The sequence below is a fragment of the Herbaspirillum sp. C9C3 genome, from assembly GCF_013359625.1.
In the GTDB taxonomy this organism is placed as follows: Bacteria; Pseudomonadota; Gammaproteobacteria; order Burkholderiales; family Burkholderiaceae_D; genus Herbaspirillum.
This window is the reverse complement of record NZ_JABFMQ010000006.1, coordinates 133,067-149,414: the sequence shown is the minus strand read 5'-3', so window position 1 is coordinate 149,414 and position 16,348 is coordinate 133,067. Positions and strand designations below refer to the sequence as shown.

Sequence of the window (16,348 nt, the reverse complement as noted above, 5' to 3'; positions counted from 1 at the left end):
AGGCAGAAATCAGGCCACCGAATTGACGGTCGTGCCGATGATCTCGCCGGTCGCATTGCGCGAAGCCTGCTCGCGGCGGTCGCGTTCCTGGCGGGCGCTTTCGGCCCGGGTTTCGTCGGCCTGGATTTCTTCCAGGCGGCGCTGTTCCGCCTTCAGGGCCGCCGCCGCTTCTTCGGCACGACGCACGGCCACCGGATCGTTGGCCTTGCCAGTGGTCGGGGCATTGCCATTGGGGTCGGAAACGACGCCGTTGACGGCAGAGGAAATATCCATGGCCATGATGGGCTCCCTTTGAAACGAAGACTAAGAAATGAACACTGTTGGCGACAGGATGTGCCATACAGTGATGTGAATGTCGACTATGTTACGCCCATTGACGCGCTCTGCCACGGGGAAAATCCTGAAATGGCAGGATTTTTATGCGGCCCGCACAACCGTGATTGCCTGCCTGGCAAGAAAATCCGCCGCGCCGATATCGCCGTGGCAACTTCCTTGTCTCAGGGGCAAGGTGCTTCAGTGGCAATCCGGCACGTTCTGGTCGAGATAGACCTCGAAGGCCACATTGTTGACCCACTTCTTGATGGCATTGGCCCAGAACGCATCGTTCCATCTCGCCGCTGCCTGGCGCGCGACAGCCAGGTCGGCGGGATCGTTGCCGCGCACCTGCAGCACCAGCGCGCGGCGACTGACCGGGGCCAGTTGGGCAGAGAATTTCTTCCATTCGGGCAGCTTCAGCATGGCCTTCATGAGCGTATCGTCATGCACGGCGGCATCGCACTGCCCGGTGCGCAGGGCCAGCAGTGCATCGGCCGGGGCCGGCATCACTTTCTCGATGGCGGCATAGCGCGCGCTGAGGGTGCCGACGTAGGGCGATCCGGCGGAGACGCAGACGGTGCGGCCCTTGAGGTCTTCCCATTTGCGGATGGTGGTGTCGGTGCGCATGATGGCCATGGCACCGGCGCTGTAGCCGGTCGACACCGTGATGAGGTCCGCCGCGCCGGTCTGTGCCGGGTCCACGCGGGTGAGCATCACGTCGGGACGCACGCCCTTCAATGCAGCGCGGTCTTGCGTATTGGGCTGAAGATCGGCCTTGCCTTTCCATTGCGTGGCGAGATCCTCGGCCAGCACGGTGGCAATGTTTTCCGGTGTACGGAATTTCATGCCGGCCTTGTAGAGCGGCGGCACGTGGTCCAGTCCGATACGCACGGTCTCGCTGCGGCGGGCGTCATCGAGCACGCCAGCCTGGGCGGCACCGATGAGCAGGCCGGTCGAGGCGAGCAGCATGAAGCGGTCAAGGGTGCGCATGGTCGGTCCCGGCTCAGACGTACTGGTACTTCAGCAGGCGATGCTTGAGGTTTTCCAGGATGAGCTGGTCGATGAGCGCAGCGAAAATGGCAATGGTGAGGATGTTGGCCATCACGCCGATCATGTCCGCCGTCTCGCCCGAGTAGGCCAGCGTGCGGCCCAGGCCCTTGCCGAAGCCCACCAGCATCTCGGCCGAGATCAGCGCGCGCCAGGCATTGCCGAAGGCCAGCTGGGCGCCGGTGATGAGTTCGGGCATCACCGCCGGCAGGTACACCCGGCGCAACATGGACAAGCGCGAGGCGCCCATCACGCGGGCTGCCGAGACATGCACCTGCTGCACGCTCTCGGTGGCATTCATCACCGACAGCGCCGCCGGGAAGAAAGCGGCAATGGCCACCACCACCACGATGGGCAGGTTGCCGAAGCCCATCAGGATCAGCAGCAGCGGCACCCAGGCAATCGAGGGGATCGATTGCAGGATCACGATGGCCGACTTCAGGACTTCACGGAAGAAGAACAGCACCGCACCGACCAGACCGAAACCGATGCCCAGCACCAGGGCCGAGCCATAGCCCATGCCCAGGCGGTAGAGACTGCCGAACAGGGCCAGGCGGAAATTGTTTGACTGTACCTCTTCCCACAGCCGCGCGAGCACTGAAGGCACGCCCGGCATCAGGAAGGAGGGCAGCGACCAGGCCGCGATCTGCCACATCAAGAGGATGAAGACGATGGCCAGCACCATGGCCAGTTTCTTGCGGAGTCCGGTAACGCGACGCTGTGAGCTCATAAGGACAGGAAAGACAATGGCCGGACGGGTCCGGCCAGATTAAAAAACATCAGGACTACTTTGGCATGACATCCCGAACCGTTCGGGCTGGGTAGGCCCGAAAGGGCCGTATCGAAGACGCTCCGGCAATTACAGCTTGCGCGCGTTCTGCCACGACAGGTCGGTGATGGAGTTGACGTCAAAGGGCTTGCCATCACGCGTCTTGAGCGATCCTTGCGATTGCAGGATGTTGGCGATCTCCTGCATGCGGTCCTGGTCCTTCTTGCTGATCTTGGGGGTGAAGGTCTGGCTCTTGATGGCATCGCGGATCACGTCTTCGCGCAGCATCTCGCCGTGCTTCAGCGTCTTGATGGTCGGCTCGGCGATGAAATAGCCGGCAATCAGCCTGGAGGCATCGGCAGGCTTCTTCTGCAGCAGAGTGATGGCGTCACGTTGCGCGTCCAGCGACTTCCAGACGGCATCGCGCTTCTTCTTCAGAGTCTCGCCGGAGGTGATGACGACCATGCAGGGGAAGGGCCAGACTTCACCGATCTCGTAGATCTGCTTGACCGGCGCGATCAGTTGCGCGATGCGCGCCTGCGGCTCGAACAGGAAGGCCGCATCGACCCGCTTGCCCACCAGCGACTGCACCGCCACCTGGGGCGAGACGCCCATGACGTTGACGTCATCGGGCTTCACGCCCGCATCACGCAACACCACGCCCTTGAGCACGGTGTCGGCGGTACTGCCCTCGGCCTGCGAGGCCAGGGTCTTGCCCTTGAGGTCGGCCACCTTGTTGATGCCCGAATCCTCGCGCGCCACCAGAGCGTGATAGCCCAGCTGCGCACCACCGACCACCTTCAGGTCCGCGCCCTTGGAAGCCCAGGCCACGGCATTGGAAAAACCGAACACGCCGCTGTCGAGCTGGCCGCCGACAATGGCCTTGACCAGGTCGGTGCCGGACTTGAATTCGATCAGTTCCACATCCAGACCGTACTTCTTGTAGAGGCCGGCTTCATAGGCGGCCATGGCTTGCGCGTCGTCCATCACGCGCAGATAGCCGATCTTGAATTTCTCCAGGGCAAGGGCGTTGCCGGAAAAAGCCAGGGCAGCGGCGGCGATGGCCGGTGCCAGGATGCGTGCGAGTTTCATACTCCAACCCCTTCAATGTTTTTTGCAAATTCGTCCTGCTCGGCATGGATGCCCAGCAGGCAAAGGATTTCGCGGCGGGTCGCCGCGAATTCGGACAGGTCGTGCGTCTTTTCGTGATGCACGAGATTGAATTCCTTCAAGACCTTGGCCGGGCGCGGGCTGAACACGAAGATACGGTCGGCCAGGAACAGTGCTTCATCCACATCGTGCGTCACCAGCACCACGGTCGGGCCTTGCTGGCGGATCAGGTCGCGCAGGGCATCCTGCAGGGTCATGCGGGTCAGTGCATCGAGCGCACCGAAGGGTTCGTCCAGCAGCAGCGCCTTGGGCTGCGAGATGAAGGCGCGTGCCAGGGCCGCGCGCTGGCGCATGCCGCCCGAGACCTGGTGCGGATAATAGTTTTCGAAACCCTTGAGCTTGACGTTCTCCAGCCAGACGCGGGCCTGGTCGGCGGATTTCTTCTTGTCGACATTCTGGAATTCCAGTGCCAGCGCCACGTTCTGCTGCAGGGTCAGCCAGGGATAGAGGGCATTTTCCTGGAACATCAGGGTGCGCTCGGGATGCGGTCCGCGGATGGCCTGAGCGTCGGCGGACACGGTGCCGCTGCTGGGCTTTTCCAGGCCGGCGGCCATGTGCAGCAGCGTGGACTTGCCGCAGCCGGACGGCCCGACCAGCGCGACCAGCTCACCGGAGGCGATCTCGCGGGTGAATTCCTCGATCACGTGCAGGTCGCCGAAACGCTTGGCGACGTTGTTGAAAGATAGCTTCATGTGGTCCGCGGACGGGCCGCGCGTGGAATGGATGGAACGGAAGAGGCGCGCCGGCCAGAAACTTCAAAGGCTGCTCCAGCCTCCCCCATTGAGTCAGGCATGCACTGTACTGAGGCCGGCTATGCAAAACAACTACTTAAAAATCGTATGCTTATTCGTATTTCGAATAAGAACGGCGGGCAAAACGCATAAAGGCGTCAGCCCTTCGTCAGCCTTTGTTCCTGCCATCGGGCCAAGAGGCTCTGCACATCGGGATAACGCAGCCGCACACCCAGCTCCTCCTTGATGCGGGCATTGTGAAGGCGGCGCGATTCCGACATGAAGGACAGCATCATCGGCGAGACGCTCCGTTCCAGCTCGCTGCGCGGCAGGCGCGGCGGGCGGGACAGGCCGGCAGCATCGGCCACGGCATCGAAGTAGTCGCCCATCTTGAGGTCGGTATCGTCCACCGCGTGATAGACGCGATTGGGCGCGCCCAGGCGCATGGCGGCCAGGCAGATGCGGGCCAGGTCGTCGGCGTGGATGTGATTGGTATGCACGTCCTCCTGCGCCACCAGGGCCGGCAGGCCCTTGTGCAGGCGCTCCAGCGGCAGGCGGTCGGCGGCGTAGATGCCCGGCACGCGCAGGATGGAAAGCTTGCCGTGGCGGCGCCGGGCCCAGGCGCGCAGAACCGTTTCGGCGTCCACCCGGCGCACGGCGCGGGCGTTCTGCGGGTTCACTCGGCGAGTTTCATCGAAGCTTGCGCCAGCGCAATCCCCGTAGACACCGGTGGTGCTGATGTAAACCAGGCGCGCGCCCTCGGGTAAAATGGCGGCCAAATTGCGAGTGCGACGGTCGATGCGGCCGTCGGACTGCGGCGGCGCCAGATGCACGATGGTCGGTGCCAGGCGCGCCAGGCGGCCCAGCGTCAGGGGTTGATCCAGGTCGGCGACGATGGGAATGGCCCCGGCAGCGCGCAGTTCGACGCGGCGCTCGGGGTTGCTGGTCACGGCCAGCACGCGGTAGCGCGGCAGCAGCAGCGGCACCAGCCGCAGGCCGACGTCGCCGCAGCCCAGGATCAGTACGCGGGGCAGGCCCAGTTTTTTCACGGTGTTCAATCCAAATTTATCCAGAAGCAGAATTGTATGAGTTTCCAAGTCACAGTCCAGCCCAGCGGTCGCCAGTTCACCTGCGACGCCGACGAATCCATCCTCACCGCCGCCATCCGCGCCGGTGTCGGCCTGCCCTACGGTTGCAAGAACGGCGCCTGCGGCTCCTGCAAGGGCAAGCTGGTGTCGGGTCAGGTCGAGCACGGCCCGCACCAGGTGCGCGCCCTCTCGGAGCACGAACAGCAGCTGGGCCATGCCCTGTTCTGCGTGGCCAAGCCGCACAGCGACGTCACCATCGAGGCGCGCGAAGTGGCCGGCGTGGGAGAGATCCCGGTGCGCAAGCTGCCGGTGCGTGTGGCCAAGCTGGACAAGGTGGCCGACGACGTCATCATCCTCTCGCTGCAACTGCCGGCCAATGACCGCCTGCAGTACAAGGCCGGCCAGTACGTGGAATTCCTGCTGCGCGACGGCAAGCGCCGCAGCTACAGCATGGCCAACGCCCCGCACAAGGATGAACACATGAGCCTGCACATCCGCCATCTGCCGGGCGGGCTGTTCACCGACCAGGTGTTCACCACGCTCAAGGAACGCGACATCCTGCGCATCGAAGGCCCGCTGGGGACCTTCTTCCTGCGCGAGGATTCCGACAAGCCCATCATCCTCTTGGCCTCCGGCACCGGCTTTGCGCCCATCAAGGCCATCGTCGAACAGCTGGAGCATGCCGGTTCCAAGCGTCCCGTCACCCTGTATTGGGGCGGCCGCCGTCCACAGGACCTGTACATGAACGCCCTGTGCCAGCAGTGGGAACAGGAGCTGCCCAACTTCAAGTACGTGCCGGTGGTCTCCAACGCCCAGGCCGAGGACAACTGGAGCGGCCGCACCGGCTTCGTCCACCGCGCCGTGATGGAAGACTTCCCCGACCTGTCGGGCCACCAGGTCTATGCCTGTGGCGCGCCGGTCGTGGTGGAATCGGCACAGCGCGATTTCAGCGCCCAGTGCGGCCTGCCGGAAGACGAGTTCTATGCCGATTCCTTCACTTCCGAAGCCGACCTGGCCAAGGCCGTGTCGGACAACCCGGCCGCCTGACGGAGCCACTGCGGGGGCCGGTGCTGTCATGCCGGCGTCACGCGCATTTGCGAAGATGCCGCGCAAGCCTGATGCCGCGCGGCCCGGCGAGATGCGATGAAATTGCAACGGTAGCCCGCCGCAAGCAGCCGCGGGCGAGTCCGGCGGGAAATTTCTTTTTGACGCTCTGCGCAAAAGGTCATAAACTGCACCGCATGATCGCCAACGCCACATTTTTACGACGCCGCAGCCAACCTGAGAAAGGTTTGCTGCTGCTGCGCGCGTGAAGTGAAACGAATCGCGAAGCCACAGGCAAACCCTGTGGCTTTTTTTTATTCGCCATTTGGGGTCTGTCGTGTGCCTGCTGCCCAGCGCCTAGTCATCGTGGGGGCAACGGTCTGCACCACCCTCCCAACCACCCTATTCTTGCAGGAGCCTATCGATGCAATACAGCCAGTCCGACGCCAACAAACTGATGTACGTCACCAACCGCCCCGAGCTGGTCTTCACCGAAGGCCATGGCATGTGGCTGACCGATCACAATGGCAAGCGCTATCTCGACTACCTGCAAGGCTGGGCAGTCAACACCCTGGGCCACGCGCCGCAATGTATCGCCGATGCCCTGGCCGCCCAGAGCAAGAAGCTGATCAACCCCTCGCCAGCCTTCTACAACGCGCCCTCCATCGAACTGGCCGACCTGCTGACGGCCAACTCGGTGTTCGACCGCGTGTTCTTCGCCAACAGCGGCGGCGAAGCCAATGAAGGCGCCATCAAGCTGGCCCGCAAGTGGGGCAAGAAGAACCCGGCCGCCGACGGCTCGGCGCGCTTCGAGATCATCACCTTCAAGCACAGCTTCCACGGCCGTACCCTGGCCACCATGTCGGCCAGCGGCAAGGACGGCTGGGACACCATGTTCGCCCCGCAGGTGCCGGGCTTCCCCAAGGCCATCCTGAACGACCTGGCCAGCGTCGAAGCGTTGATCGGCAGCCACACCGTGGCCGTGATGCTGGAGCCAGTGCAGGGCGAAGGCGGCGTCATCCCGGCGACCAAGGAATTCATGCAGGGTCTGCGCCGCCTGACCAAAGAAAAGAACCTGCTGCTCATCGTCGATGAAGTGCAAAGCGGCATGGGCCGTACCGGCCAGCTGTTCGCCTACCAGCACTCCGGCATCGAGCCGGACATCATGACCCTGGCCAAGGGCATCGGTGGCGGTGTGCCGCTGGCCGCCCTGCTGGCGCGTGAAGAAATCGCCTGCTTCGAAGCCGGCGAACAAGGCGGCACCTACAACGGCAACCCGCTCATGACTGCCGTGGGCGTGGCCGTGATCAAGGAATTGCTCAAGCCCGGCTTCATGGAATCGGTGCGCGAGCGCGGTCAGTACCTGCGCCAGCGTTCGCTGGAAATCTCCGAGAAGTATGGCTTCGAAGGCGAGCGTGGCGAAGGCCTGCTGCGCGCCCTGCAACTGGGTCGCGACATCGGCCCGCAGATCGTCGAAGCCGCACGCAACCTGGAACCGGTGGGCCTGCTGCTGAACTCGCCGCGTCCCAACCTGCTGCGCTTCATGCCGGCCCTGAACGTGACCAAGGAAGAGATCGACCAGATGTTCTCCATGCTGGAAGACGTCCTGGCCAAGATCGGGAAGTAAGCGATGACGGGGCGCGCAAGGATGGCATTGACGCACGGGGCCGCTGTGCCCTCGACCCGGTCGGCGCTGGCCGCAGTGTGTGCGGCACTGGTGCTGGCTGCCTGCGGCACGACGCCGACCGCGCCCCCCATCGCCCGGCTGCCCGGTGCCCCGCAATCGCAGGCACCGGCGCTGCCGGCCACCGACAATGGCAATGAGGTGGCCATCTATGCACTCTCGCTGATCGATACCGGCTACCGCTTCGGCGGCAAGAATCCCTCGGCCGGACTCGATTGCAGCGGCATGGTCAGCTACATCTTCGGCCAGGCCGCCAATTACCGCATCAGCGGCAGCGCCGCCGACATCGCCCGCCAGGGCCGCCAGATCGATCCCTCGCAACTGCGCGCGGGCGATCTGGTGTTTTTCAATACGCAGAACCGTCCCTTCTCGCACGTGGGCATCTACCTGGGCGATGGCCGCTTCGTACATGCGCCATCGACCAATGGCAAGGTGCACATCTCGCGCCTGGACAACCCGTATTTCTCGCGTCGCTTCGAAATGGCGCGCACCTACTTCAACTGAGCGTCTTGCGGGCGGACCGCTTGCGCGGCCCGTTCTCCTGCTGCTGGCGGTTGCCGTACTCGCGGATCAGATTGGCGCTGTAGCGCGTGAAGGCGATATCCATGTGCCGCCGCATGGCAGCACGCGCCTGCTCGGCATTGCGCTCGCGCAGGGCCTGCATGATCAGACCGTGTTCCTCGATGGCTTCCTGCCACACGCGGGTGCCGTCGAAGTGGCTGTGCAGGCGCTCGAACAGCGGCCCCAGGCGCGCATCGAAGAGCTGCGTCACCAGGCCGACCAGGACGCTGTTGCCGGTGGCCTCGGCCAGGCGGATATGGAACAGGCGGTCCGCCTCCAGCGGATCGATGCCGGCCTGGGCGTGGGAGATCATCAGGGCGTAGGCTTCCTCCACCGCCGCAATCTGCTGCTTGCTGCCATGCAGGACGGCGGCATAGGCCACTTCCCCTTCGATCATCTCACGCGCGCGGATCAGTTCCAGCGGCCCTTCCTCGCCGGACAGGTCGTGTCGCAACTCGCGCTGCACCGGTGGCGCACAGACGTAGATGCCCGAGCCCATGCGCACTTCGATGTAACCTTCCACCTCCAGCGCGATGAGCGCCTCGCGCAGCGAAGGCCGGCTCACGCCCAGCTGCAGCGCCAGGTCGCGCTCGGACGGCAGGCGCGAACCCACGGCGAATTCGCCCTCCACGATCAGCTTGCGCAACTGGTCGCTGATCTGCCGGTACAGCCGCTGCGGTTCGATCGCTTCGATGGGCATGATGACCCTTCAGTCCAAGGTGGCGGGAAACTCCAGGTCGTAGGCGGCACCCGCTTCGCGCAGCATCGGCGCAATGGTCGGATGCAGGGTCAGCCCCTGCGCCAGTTGCTCGGCGCGGCGCTGCATGCCGCGGTCACCAGGCATGCGTACCTGGCCCACACCGGGACGTGGCGGATTGCTGCGGCAGGCCTGGGCGATATGGTCCATCTGACGCTTGAAGTCCTGCTCGCCACCGAAGGCCGAGGGATCATAGAGCGACATGAACACTGTCGCCCCCCAGCCCGCTGCCGGATCGGCCCGGCCAAAGCCGGACAGGCCACCGGTGAGCGCCTCAATCAGCACCGCCAGGCCGTAGCCCTTGTGACCCGCCGACAGGCCGCCCAGCGGCAGGATGGTGCCGGGTGGCGTGGCCGAGAGCACGGCCGGATCGCGGCTGGGATGGCCGGCGCCATCGATGAGCCATTCTTCCTCGAACTGCTTGCCGGCCTTGTGCAGGCGGTTGCTCATGCCATTGGTGGTAATGGAGGCCGAGATATCGACCAGGAAGGGCGTGCCGGAGGTAGGGATGCCCGCTGCAATCGGATTGGGCGTAAACACCGCCTGGGTGCCGCCGAACGGGGCCACGCTCTGCACTGCCGGATCGGAACTGGCCAGAATCATCATGAAGCCCTCCTGCGTGGCCCGCAGCAGGTAGGCCGCCAGGCAGGCGATATGGTGGCTGTGGTGGATGGTCAACGAAGCGGTGCCATAGTCGCGCGCCTTGGGCATGAGCGCATCGATGCCCTGATGCACCAGCCAGGGACCGGGCAGGCGGCGGCCATCCCAGGCCAGTGCGGCGGCGCGTTCGGAGAGCACCTCGGGTCGGCCACTCTTGGCCATGCTGCCTTTTTCCAGTTCCTTGACGTAGGGGGCCAGCAGCGCCAGTCCGTGCGTGTCATGGCCCAGCAGGTCGCCGTCGACCAGGGTGGCGGCGACGCTGTCGGCCTTGTCGGCGTCCAGCCCGGCGCGCTGCAACAGCGTGGTGGCGAACTGACGCAGAGCGTCAGCGGAGAAACGTTCAGGGACTGCCATGGAAACCACCTTTCCTTGCTTGAATCGTCGATTGAAATCTTTTCACCTCAGGCCGCAGCCAGCGGTTTCTTGCGCAGGAGCTTGAGCAGCAGTGGCAACAACCACAGCAGCAGCGTGATCACGCCCAGCGTGCCGGCGATGGGCCGCTCGAAGAAGGCCAGGAACTGGCCGTCGGCCTTGATCATCGAGGTCACGAAATGTTCTTCCAGCATGCCGCCCAGCACCACGCCCAGTACCGTGGGTGCCACCGGGAAACCGTTCTCTTCCATCACATAGGCCAGCAGGCCGAACACCAGCATGATGCCCACGTCGGTGACACTGTTGTTGGTGGCGTAGGAGCCGACGATGCAGAACAGCAGGATCAGCGGCATGAGGATGCCACGCGGGATGGACAGGATGCGCTTGGCCATCTTGATGCACCAGAAGCCCAGCGGCAGCATCAGCAGGTTGGCCAGGATGAAGACCAGGAAGATGGCATACATGGAGACCGGATTGTCGACGAAGATCATCGGTCCCGGATTGAGGTTCTTCATGTAGAGCACACCGATGACGATGGCGGTGATGGAATCCCCCGGAATGCCGAACACCAGCGCCGGTATCCACGCCCCGGCCAGCGCCGAGTTGTTGGCCGCGCCCGATTCGACAATGCCTTCCGGATGGCCGGTGCCGAATTTCTCCGGCTCCCTGGAGAGCTTCTTGCTCATCGCATACGACATCCAGGCCGCGATATCGGCCCCGGCGCCGGGCAGCGCGCCCACCAGCGTGCCCAGGACGCTGCCGCGCAGCACCGATTTCGGATACTTCAACAGCAGGCCCCACATGCCCTTGAAGACGTTGCCCACACGACTCTCTGGCAGTTTCATGCCGAAGTCGCGCGAGACCGCAAAGCGCAGCACTTCGGACATGGCGAACATGCCCACCATGAGCGGCACCAGCGAGACCCCGCCCAGCAGGTCGGGCTGATCGAAGGTAAAGCGGGGCGCACCGGCCGGATTGCCCATGCCGATGGAGGCGATGAACATGCCGAGGAAGAGCGACACGAAACCCTTGAGCGGATTATCGGAGGCGATGAAGATGGCGCAAGTCAGGCCCAGCAGTACCAGCCAGAAATATTCGAAGGAAGAAAATTTCAGGGCCAGCTCCGCCAGTGCGGGCGCCGAGAAGATCAGTACGAAGGTGCCAAACAGTCCGCCGATGACCGAGAACACCAGGCTGGCGCCCAGCGCAATCTCGCCCTGCCCTTTCAAGGTCATGGCATAGGCTTCATCGGTGTAGGCGGCCGACGAGGGCGTACCGGGAATGCGCAGCAGACAACCCGGAATGTCGCCCGAGAAGATCGCCATGGCAGTGGCCGAAACCATGGCGGCGATGGCCGGGACCGGCGGCATGAAGAAGGTCACCGGCACCAGCAACGCGACGGCCATGGTCGCCGACAAACCCGGCACGGCGCCCATGAACAGTCCGAAGACGGACGCGCCCAGGATCACCGCCAGCACATAGGGATCGAACACCATCGCCAGCGCGGCATAGAGGTTGGCAAGCATGTCGTCTCCTTACCAGGCCAGGGGCGAGAGAATGCCCCAGGGCAGCGGCACCTTGAGCAGTTTGTAGAAAATGGTGTGGATCAGCAGCGCGCTGACCAGGGCCACCGGCAAGGCCACCATCAGGCGGGTGCGGAAGGTCATGAACAGCACCAGCAACAGCACGAAGGCGGTGGGCAAAAAGCCCAGCGGTTCCGAGACCCCGATGTAGAACAGCAGCGAGGCGGGGACCAGCAGGAAGGCCAGCACCGCACGGCCACGGTGGATCCACTCGGGTGGCGTGAACCAGCGTGCATCCTGCGCATCGCCACCGGTGGTGGCGATGCGCGAGGTGTGTGCGCTGTGCACGGCGCGCGCCTGCCGCAGTCCGCGCAGTCCACGCAGCACCAGCAACACGGCGCAGATCATCAGGCCACCGGCCAGCGCCTGCGGAAAGACATTGGGCCCGATGTCCTGACCCATGGCGGGCAGGCGGGCAGAAGCGATCCAGAGCACGACCGCAAAGAAGGCGATCAGCAGCCCGGACAAGGCATCATTGATTTTCATGGAACGATCCCGAAGCGGAGAGCAGAGAGCAAAGAGCACGATGGGGCAACGCCAGACGGGCACCCCGGCCGCCAGGCCGCGGACCCGCCCCTGGCCGCTTACCTGGCCATGCCCAGGGTCTTGAGGATGGCGCCCATGTCCTCGTCGCTCTTGTCCATGAACTTGCCGAACTCGGCCGAATCGGCATACTGCGTTCCGAAACCGCGACCGCTCATGAAGTCCTTGTACTCCTTGCTGTCGTAGATCTTCTTGAGGCTGGCCGAGAGCCGGCTCTGGACATCGGCGGGCAGACCCTTGGGCCCGACGATGCCGCGCCAGGCGCCATTGGTCCAGGTGCTGCCCGTGAGGCTCTTCAAGGTCGGCACCTTGGGATAGAGCGCCGCCGGTTCATTGGACATGATCACCAGTGGTGTGGCCTTGCCGGCATCGATGAGCGAACGCGCCTCCGGCAGCGAGGCCGCGACGATATCCACACCACCGGCCGCCAGATCCACCATGGCCGGGGCAGCCCCGTTGGAGGGCACGAAGCGCACGGCATTGGGTGCCACCTTGAGGTCATTCAACATGCCCGCCAGCCCCAGGTGCCAGATGCCGCCCTGGCCGGTACCGGAGGCCTTGAGCTTGCCGGGATTGGCTTTGATGGCCTTGAACAGTTCGTCAAAGGTCTTGTAGGGCGAATCATGGCTCACGGTCAGCGCGGCCGGGTCGAAGTTCATCAGCGCCAGCGGCGTGAAGTCGCGCGGCGTCAGCTTGGTCAGGCCCTGATGGTGCATCATCGAGATTTCCACCGTGGCGATACCGATGGTGTAGCCATCCGGCGTGGCACTGGCGATGGCCTGGTGACCCACTGCACCGTTACCGCCGGTGCGGTTGACCACATTGACCGGCTGGCCGAGATCCTTTTCGAGCAGCGCGCCGATGATGCGCGCCGTGGCGTCGGTGCCGCCGCCCGCGCCCCAGGGCACGATCAGCGTGACCGGACGTTCCGGCCAGGCGGCAAAGGCCGCCGGGGCGGCCAGGACGGTGCAGGCCGCGCTGGCGGCCAGGATGGTCTTGAACAAGGTTCTGCGGGTCAACTGCATGGTCTCCTCCGTTGTCGTCTGCGGCTTATTGCGCGCAATGGGGTGCGGCTAACGTTTTGGCAAAGGACTTTCGTTACCGCTTCTCTGACCTGCGGGGAGCGCCGGAGTGATTGGCCATGCGGAAGGGATCCCCCCGCTGGTCTCCTGTGTTGTCTCTGTTGCGCAGGTCTCATGCCTTGCTGCTTGTTCTTGTAATCCGGACCGGGCCGGTGACGCTGCATCATGCTGCTGGCCGCGCCCCCGCTTTGGGATGAGTCGCGCAGAGGTCATGTGGTCTGACCAGCGGAGGCTAGAATTTCACATCACCCAGGCAGTGTCAAGGATGAATCGAATGGATCAAAAAAATTCATCCTTGGTGCCATGCAACATTAATAGCCCGTCGCAAACCCTTGCCGGCTCTGGCTTTCAGGCTGGCAGTGTGTTTTACTGCATGTTGCAGCGGCGACGTAAAAAGCCAGCCGCACGATGCTGACAAAAAGCTTTCTCGCGATCTGGTATTACCACTTGACCAAACAAATCCGGCTGCAATAGACTCGCAGCCAATTACACAAGTCACGTCGCTTCTACGTGCCATGCCACCGTCGGGGACGGGGCAGGCCGCAGGGCAGAACGGACGGCACAGACCCAGCCGCCATGGCACCTGCCGGCGGCTCCAGGCAACGGAGACATCCCATTGGCTTATCCAGGCACAGCATCGCATGTGAACCGCAGGACGCCGGCCGGCCGGGCGCACACGCGCTGCGCCGCTACCGCTTCCAGCGTGCGTGCGCGCCGTGCCCTGCATCGCTCCTCTGCTTTCGGGTCCCTGCTGGCCTTCCTGCTGATTGATTTTTCCCGCTATTTCTTTGACCAGGACGACAGTCATCGCGTCGCCGCGCGCGCTCTCGCCTGAGTTTTACAAAAACCAGGTTCGCGCAGGCAGCAAGCATTGAACGGCACTGCTGGCCACACCCGGCCAGCAGCACATGGATCGCATGAAGCAGGGCAAGGAACGCAGCGCGCTTGCGCACGCACCTTGCCAGGGAAACGACAATGACCGACGACACCAAGAAAAAACCCACCCGCCGTAGCCAGGCCTGGTTTGGCCGCCAGGACCGCGATGGATTCATCTATCGCTCCTGGGTCAAGAACCGCGGCATCCCGCACGACCAGTTCGATGGTCGTCCGGTGATCGGCATCTGCAATACCTATTCCGAACTGACGCCCTGCAATTCGCACTTCCGCGCCCTGGCCGAACAGGTCAAGATCGGCATCTGGGAAGCCGGTGGCTTCCCGCTGGAATTCCCCGTGATGTCGCTGGGCGAGACCCTGCTGCGGCCCACCGCCATGCTCTATCGCAACCTGGCCAGCATGGATGTGGAAGAGTCAATCCGCGCCAATCCACTCGATGGCGTGGTGCTGTTGATGGGCTGCGACAAGACCACGCCGGCCCTGCTGATGGGCGCGGCTTCAGTGGATGTGCCGACCATCGGCGTATCGGGCGGCCCCATGCTCTCGGGCAAATACCGTGGCCGTGAACTGGGTTCCGGCACGGGCGTGTGGCAGATGTCGGAAGACGTGCGCGCCGGCAAGATGACGCAGGAAGAATTCTTTGAAGCCGAAAGCTGCATGCACCGCTCGCACGGTCACTGCATGACCATGGGCACCGCCTCCACCATGGCCAGCATGGTCGAGGCATTGGGCGTGGGCCTGCCGCACAATGCCGCCATTCCCGCCGTGGATGCGCGCCGCAACGTGCTGGCCCGCAATGCCGGTCGCCGCATCGTGCAGATGGTGGAAGAAGACCTGGTGCTCTCCAAGATCCTCACCCGCCAGGCGTTCGAGAACGCCATTCGCGTCAACGCCGCCATCGGTGGTTCCACCAATGCAGTGATCCACCTGCTGGCCATTGCCGGTCGCATCGGCATCAAGCTCGATCTGAAGGATTGGGACGACATCGGCCAGCAACTGCCCTGCCTGCTGGACCTGCAGCCCTCGGGCAAATTCCTGATGGAAGATTTCTACTATGCGGGCGGCCTGCCGGCCGTGATCCGCCAGCTCGAAAGCGTGATCGACAAGACCGCCCTGACCGCCAACGGCAAGACCCTGTGGGAGAACTGCCAGGATGCGCCGAACTGGAATCCGGAAGTCATCCGCAGCTTCGACCAGCCCTTCAAGGAAGCGGCCGGCATCGCCATCCTCAAGGGCAACCTGGCCCCGGACGGTGCCGTCATCAAGCCATCGGCCGCCACCCCTGCCCTGCTCAAGCATCGCGGCCGTGCCGTGGTGTTCGAGAACAGCGACGACCTGCACAAGCGCATCGATGACGAGAACCTGGACGTCGATGAAACCTGCGTGCTGGTACTCAAGAATTGCGGTCCCAAGGGTTACCCCGGCATGGCCGAAGCAGGCAACATGCCGCTGCCGCCCAAGATTCTGCGCAAGGGCATCACGGACATGGTGCGCGTCTCGGATGCCCGCATGAGCGGTACCGCCTATGGCACCGTGGTGCTGCACGTCTCGCCGGAAGCAGCCGCCGGCGGTCCGCTGGCGCTGGTGCAGAACGGCGACTTCATCGAACTCGATGTGGAAGCGCGCAAGCTGCACCTGGATGTGTCGGACGAAGAACTGGCGCGCCGCCGTGCGCAGTGGAGCAAGCCCGAGTTGCCGCCGCAGATGCAGCGCGGCTGGGTCAAACTCTACGTGGATCACGTGCAGCAGGCCAACCAGGGCGCGGACCTTGATTTCCTGGTCGGCAAGAGCGGACCTTACGTGCCCAAGGACAATCACTGAACGAATCTGCCCTCGCCGCTGTGAACGGCGGCAGGGGCAGTCAGATTTTGCAAACAAACCGGTTGTACCGAATTCCACCTGCAGCAACAAGCATCAAAGCAGCAACCAGCAGCATTAAGCAAAAGTTAAGGGTCATTCAAACAGCATTAAAGTCATCTTAATACCAGCATCCGTCGTACCCCGGGATCACGGTACAGCCACAACAAGCGGCGGCCGTGTTCCAGGAA

General features: G+C 63.8%; 15 protein-coding genes. 4 read left to right on the top strand and 11 right to left on the bottom strand.

What is annotated here, in order from left to right:
* Positions 1–9 precede the first annotated feature (9 nt).
* The 6 genes from HNO82_RS08395 to HNO82_RS08370 all read right to left on the bottom strand — a co-directional run bounded on the left by HNO82_RS08395 (position 10) and on the right by HNO82_RS08370 (position 5,081).
* Positions 10–279 (bottom strand): hypothetical protein, encoded by a 270-nt coding sequence (locus HNO82_RS08395; RefSeq protein WP_008330946.1) that lies wholly within the window; start codon positions 277–279, stop codon positions 10–12.
* 234 nt (positions 280–513) lie between these two features.
* Positions 514–1,305, bottom strand: a complete 792-nt coding sequence (locus HNO82_RS08390; RefSeq protein WP_175343367.1) for a type 2 periplasmic-binding domain-containing protein — start codon at positions 1,303–1,305, stop codon at positions 514–516.
* Between the two features lie 13 nt (positions 1,306–1,318).
* Positions 1,319–2,092: an ABC transporter permease gene (locus tag HNO82_RS08385; RefSeq protein WP_034350799.1), complete on the bottom strand. Its 774-nt coding sequence runs from the start codon at positions 2,090–2,092 to the stop codon at positions 1,319–1,321.
* A 129-nt stretch (positions 2,093–2,221) separates the two neighbouring features.
* The gene (locus tag HNO82_RS08380; RefSeq protein ID WP_175343366.1) at positions 2,222–3,223 is read right to left on the bottom strand and encodes an ABC transporter substrate-binding protein; all 1,002 of its coding nucleotides are present in this window, start codon (positions 3,221–3,223) and stop codon (positions 2,222–2,224) included.
* Positions 3,220–3,993, bottom strand: a complete 774-nt coding sequence (locus HNO82_RS08375) for an ABC transporter ATP-binding protein (RefSeq protein ID WP_175343365.1) — start codon at positions 3,991–3,993, stop codon at positions 3,220–3,222. The genes HNO82_RS08380 and HNO82_RS08375 overlap by 4 nt, the downstream gene beginning before the upstream one ends.
* Before the next feature lie 197 nt (positions 3,994–4,190).
* Entirely contained in the window at positions 4,191–5,081 is an 891-nt protein-coding gene (locus tag HNO82_RS08370; RefSeq protein WP_175343427.1) for an NAD-dependent epimerase/dehydratase family protein, read from the bottom strand.
* A 36-nt stretch (positions 5,082–5,117) separates the two neighbouring features.
* Here HNO82_RS08370 and HNO82_RS08365 point away from each other — a divergent pair, with 36 nt between their 5' ends.
* The 3 genes from HNO82_RS08365 (at position 5,118) to HNO82_RS08355 (ending at position 8,352) form a co-directional block, all read left to right on the top strand.
* A complete protein-coding gene (locus HNO82_RS08365) occupies positions 5,118–6,167 on the top strand; it encodes a CDP-6-deoxy-delta-3,4-glucoseen reductase (protein ID WP_175343364.1) in 1,050 nt (349 codons plus the stop codon).
* 421 nt (positions 6,168–6,588) lie between these two features.
* Positions 6,589–7,791, top strand: coding sequence for an acetylornithine transaminase (locus HNO82_RS08360; protein ID WP_175343363.1), 1,203 nt, complete (start codon positions 6,589–6,591; stop codon positions 7,789–7,791).
* Between the two features lie 21 nt (positions 7,792–7,812).
* Positions 7,813–8,352: a C40 family peptidase gene (locus HNO82_RS08355; protein ID WP_175343362.1), complete on the top strand. Its 540-nt coding sequence runs from the start codon at positions 7,813–7,815 to the stop codon at positions 8,350–8,352.
* Here HNO82_RS08355 and HNO82_RS08350 read toward each other — a convergent pair.
* The 5 genes from HNO82_RS08350 to HNO82_RS08330 all read right to left on the bottom strand — a co-directional run bounded on the left by HNO82_RS08350 (position 8,345) and on the right by HNO82_RS08330 (position 13,349).
* Positions 8,345–9,109 (bottom strand): FadR/GntR family transcriptional regulator, encoded by a 765-nt coding sequence (locus tag HNO82_RS08350; RefSeq protein ID WP_008330957.1) that lies wholly within the window; start codon positions 9,107–9,109, stop codon positions 8,345–8,347. The two genes, HNO82_RS08355 and HNO82_RS08350, sit on opposite strands and share 8 nt — an antisense overlap.
* A gap of 9 nt (positions 9,110–9,118) precedes the next feature.
* Complete coding sequence (locus HNO82_RS08345) at positions 9,119–10,180, bottom strand: Ldh family oxidoreductase (protein ID WP_008330959.1); 1,062 nt, start codon at positions 10,178–10,180, stop codon at positions 9,119–9,121.
* A 47-nt stretch (positions 10,181–10,227) separates the two neighbouring features.
* A complete protein-coding gene (locus HNO82_RS08340) occupies positions 10,228–11,724 on the bottom strand; it encodes a tripartite tricarboxylate transporter permease (protein WP_008330964.1) in 1,497 nt (498 codons plus the stop codon).
* Positions 11,725–11,733: 9 nt separating this feature from the next.
* Complete coding sequence (locus HNO82_RS08335; RefSeq protein WP_175343361.1) at positions 11,734–12,267, bottom strand: tripartite tricarboxylate transporter TctB family protein; 534 nt, start codon at positions 12,265–12,267, stop codon at positions 11,734–11,736.
* Between the two features lie 98 nt (positions 12,268–12,365).
* On the bottom strand, positions 12,366–13,349 hold the full coding sequence (locus HNO82_RS08330) for a Bug family tripartite tricarboxylate transporter substrate binding protein (protein WP_175343360.1): 984 nt from the start codon (positions 13,347–13,349) through the stop codon (positions 12,366–12,368).
* 1,032 nt (positions 13,350–14,381) lie between these two features.
* Here HNO82_RS08330 and HNO82_RS08325 point away from each other — a divergent pair.
* A complete protein-coding gene (locus tag HNO82_RS08325; protein WP_175343359.1) occupies positions 14,382–16,121 on the top strand; it encodes an IlvD/Edd family dehydratase in 1,740 nt (579 codons plus the stop codon).
* Positions 16,122–16,348 lie beyond the last annotated feature (227 nt).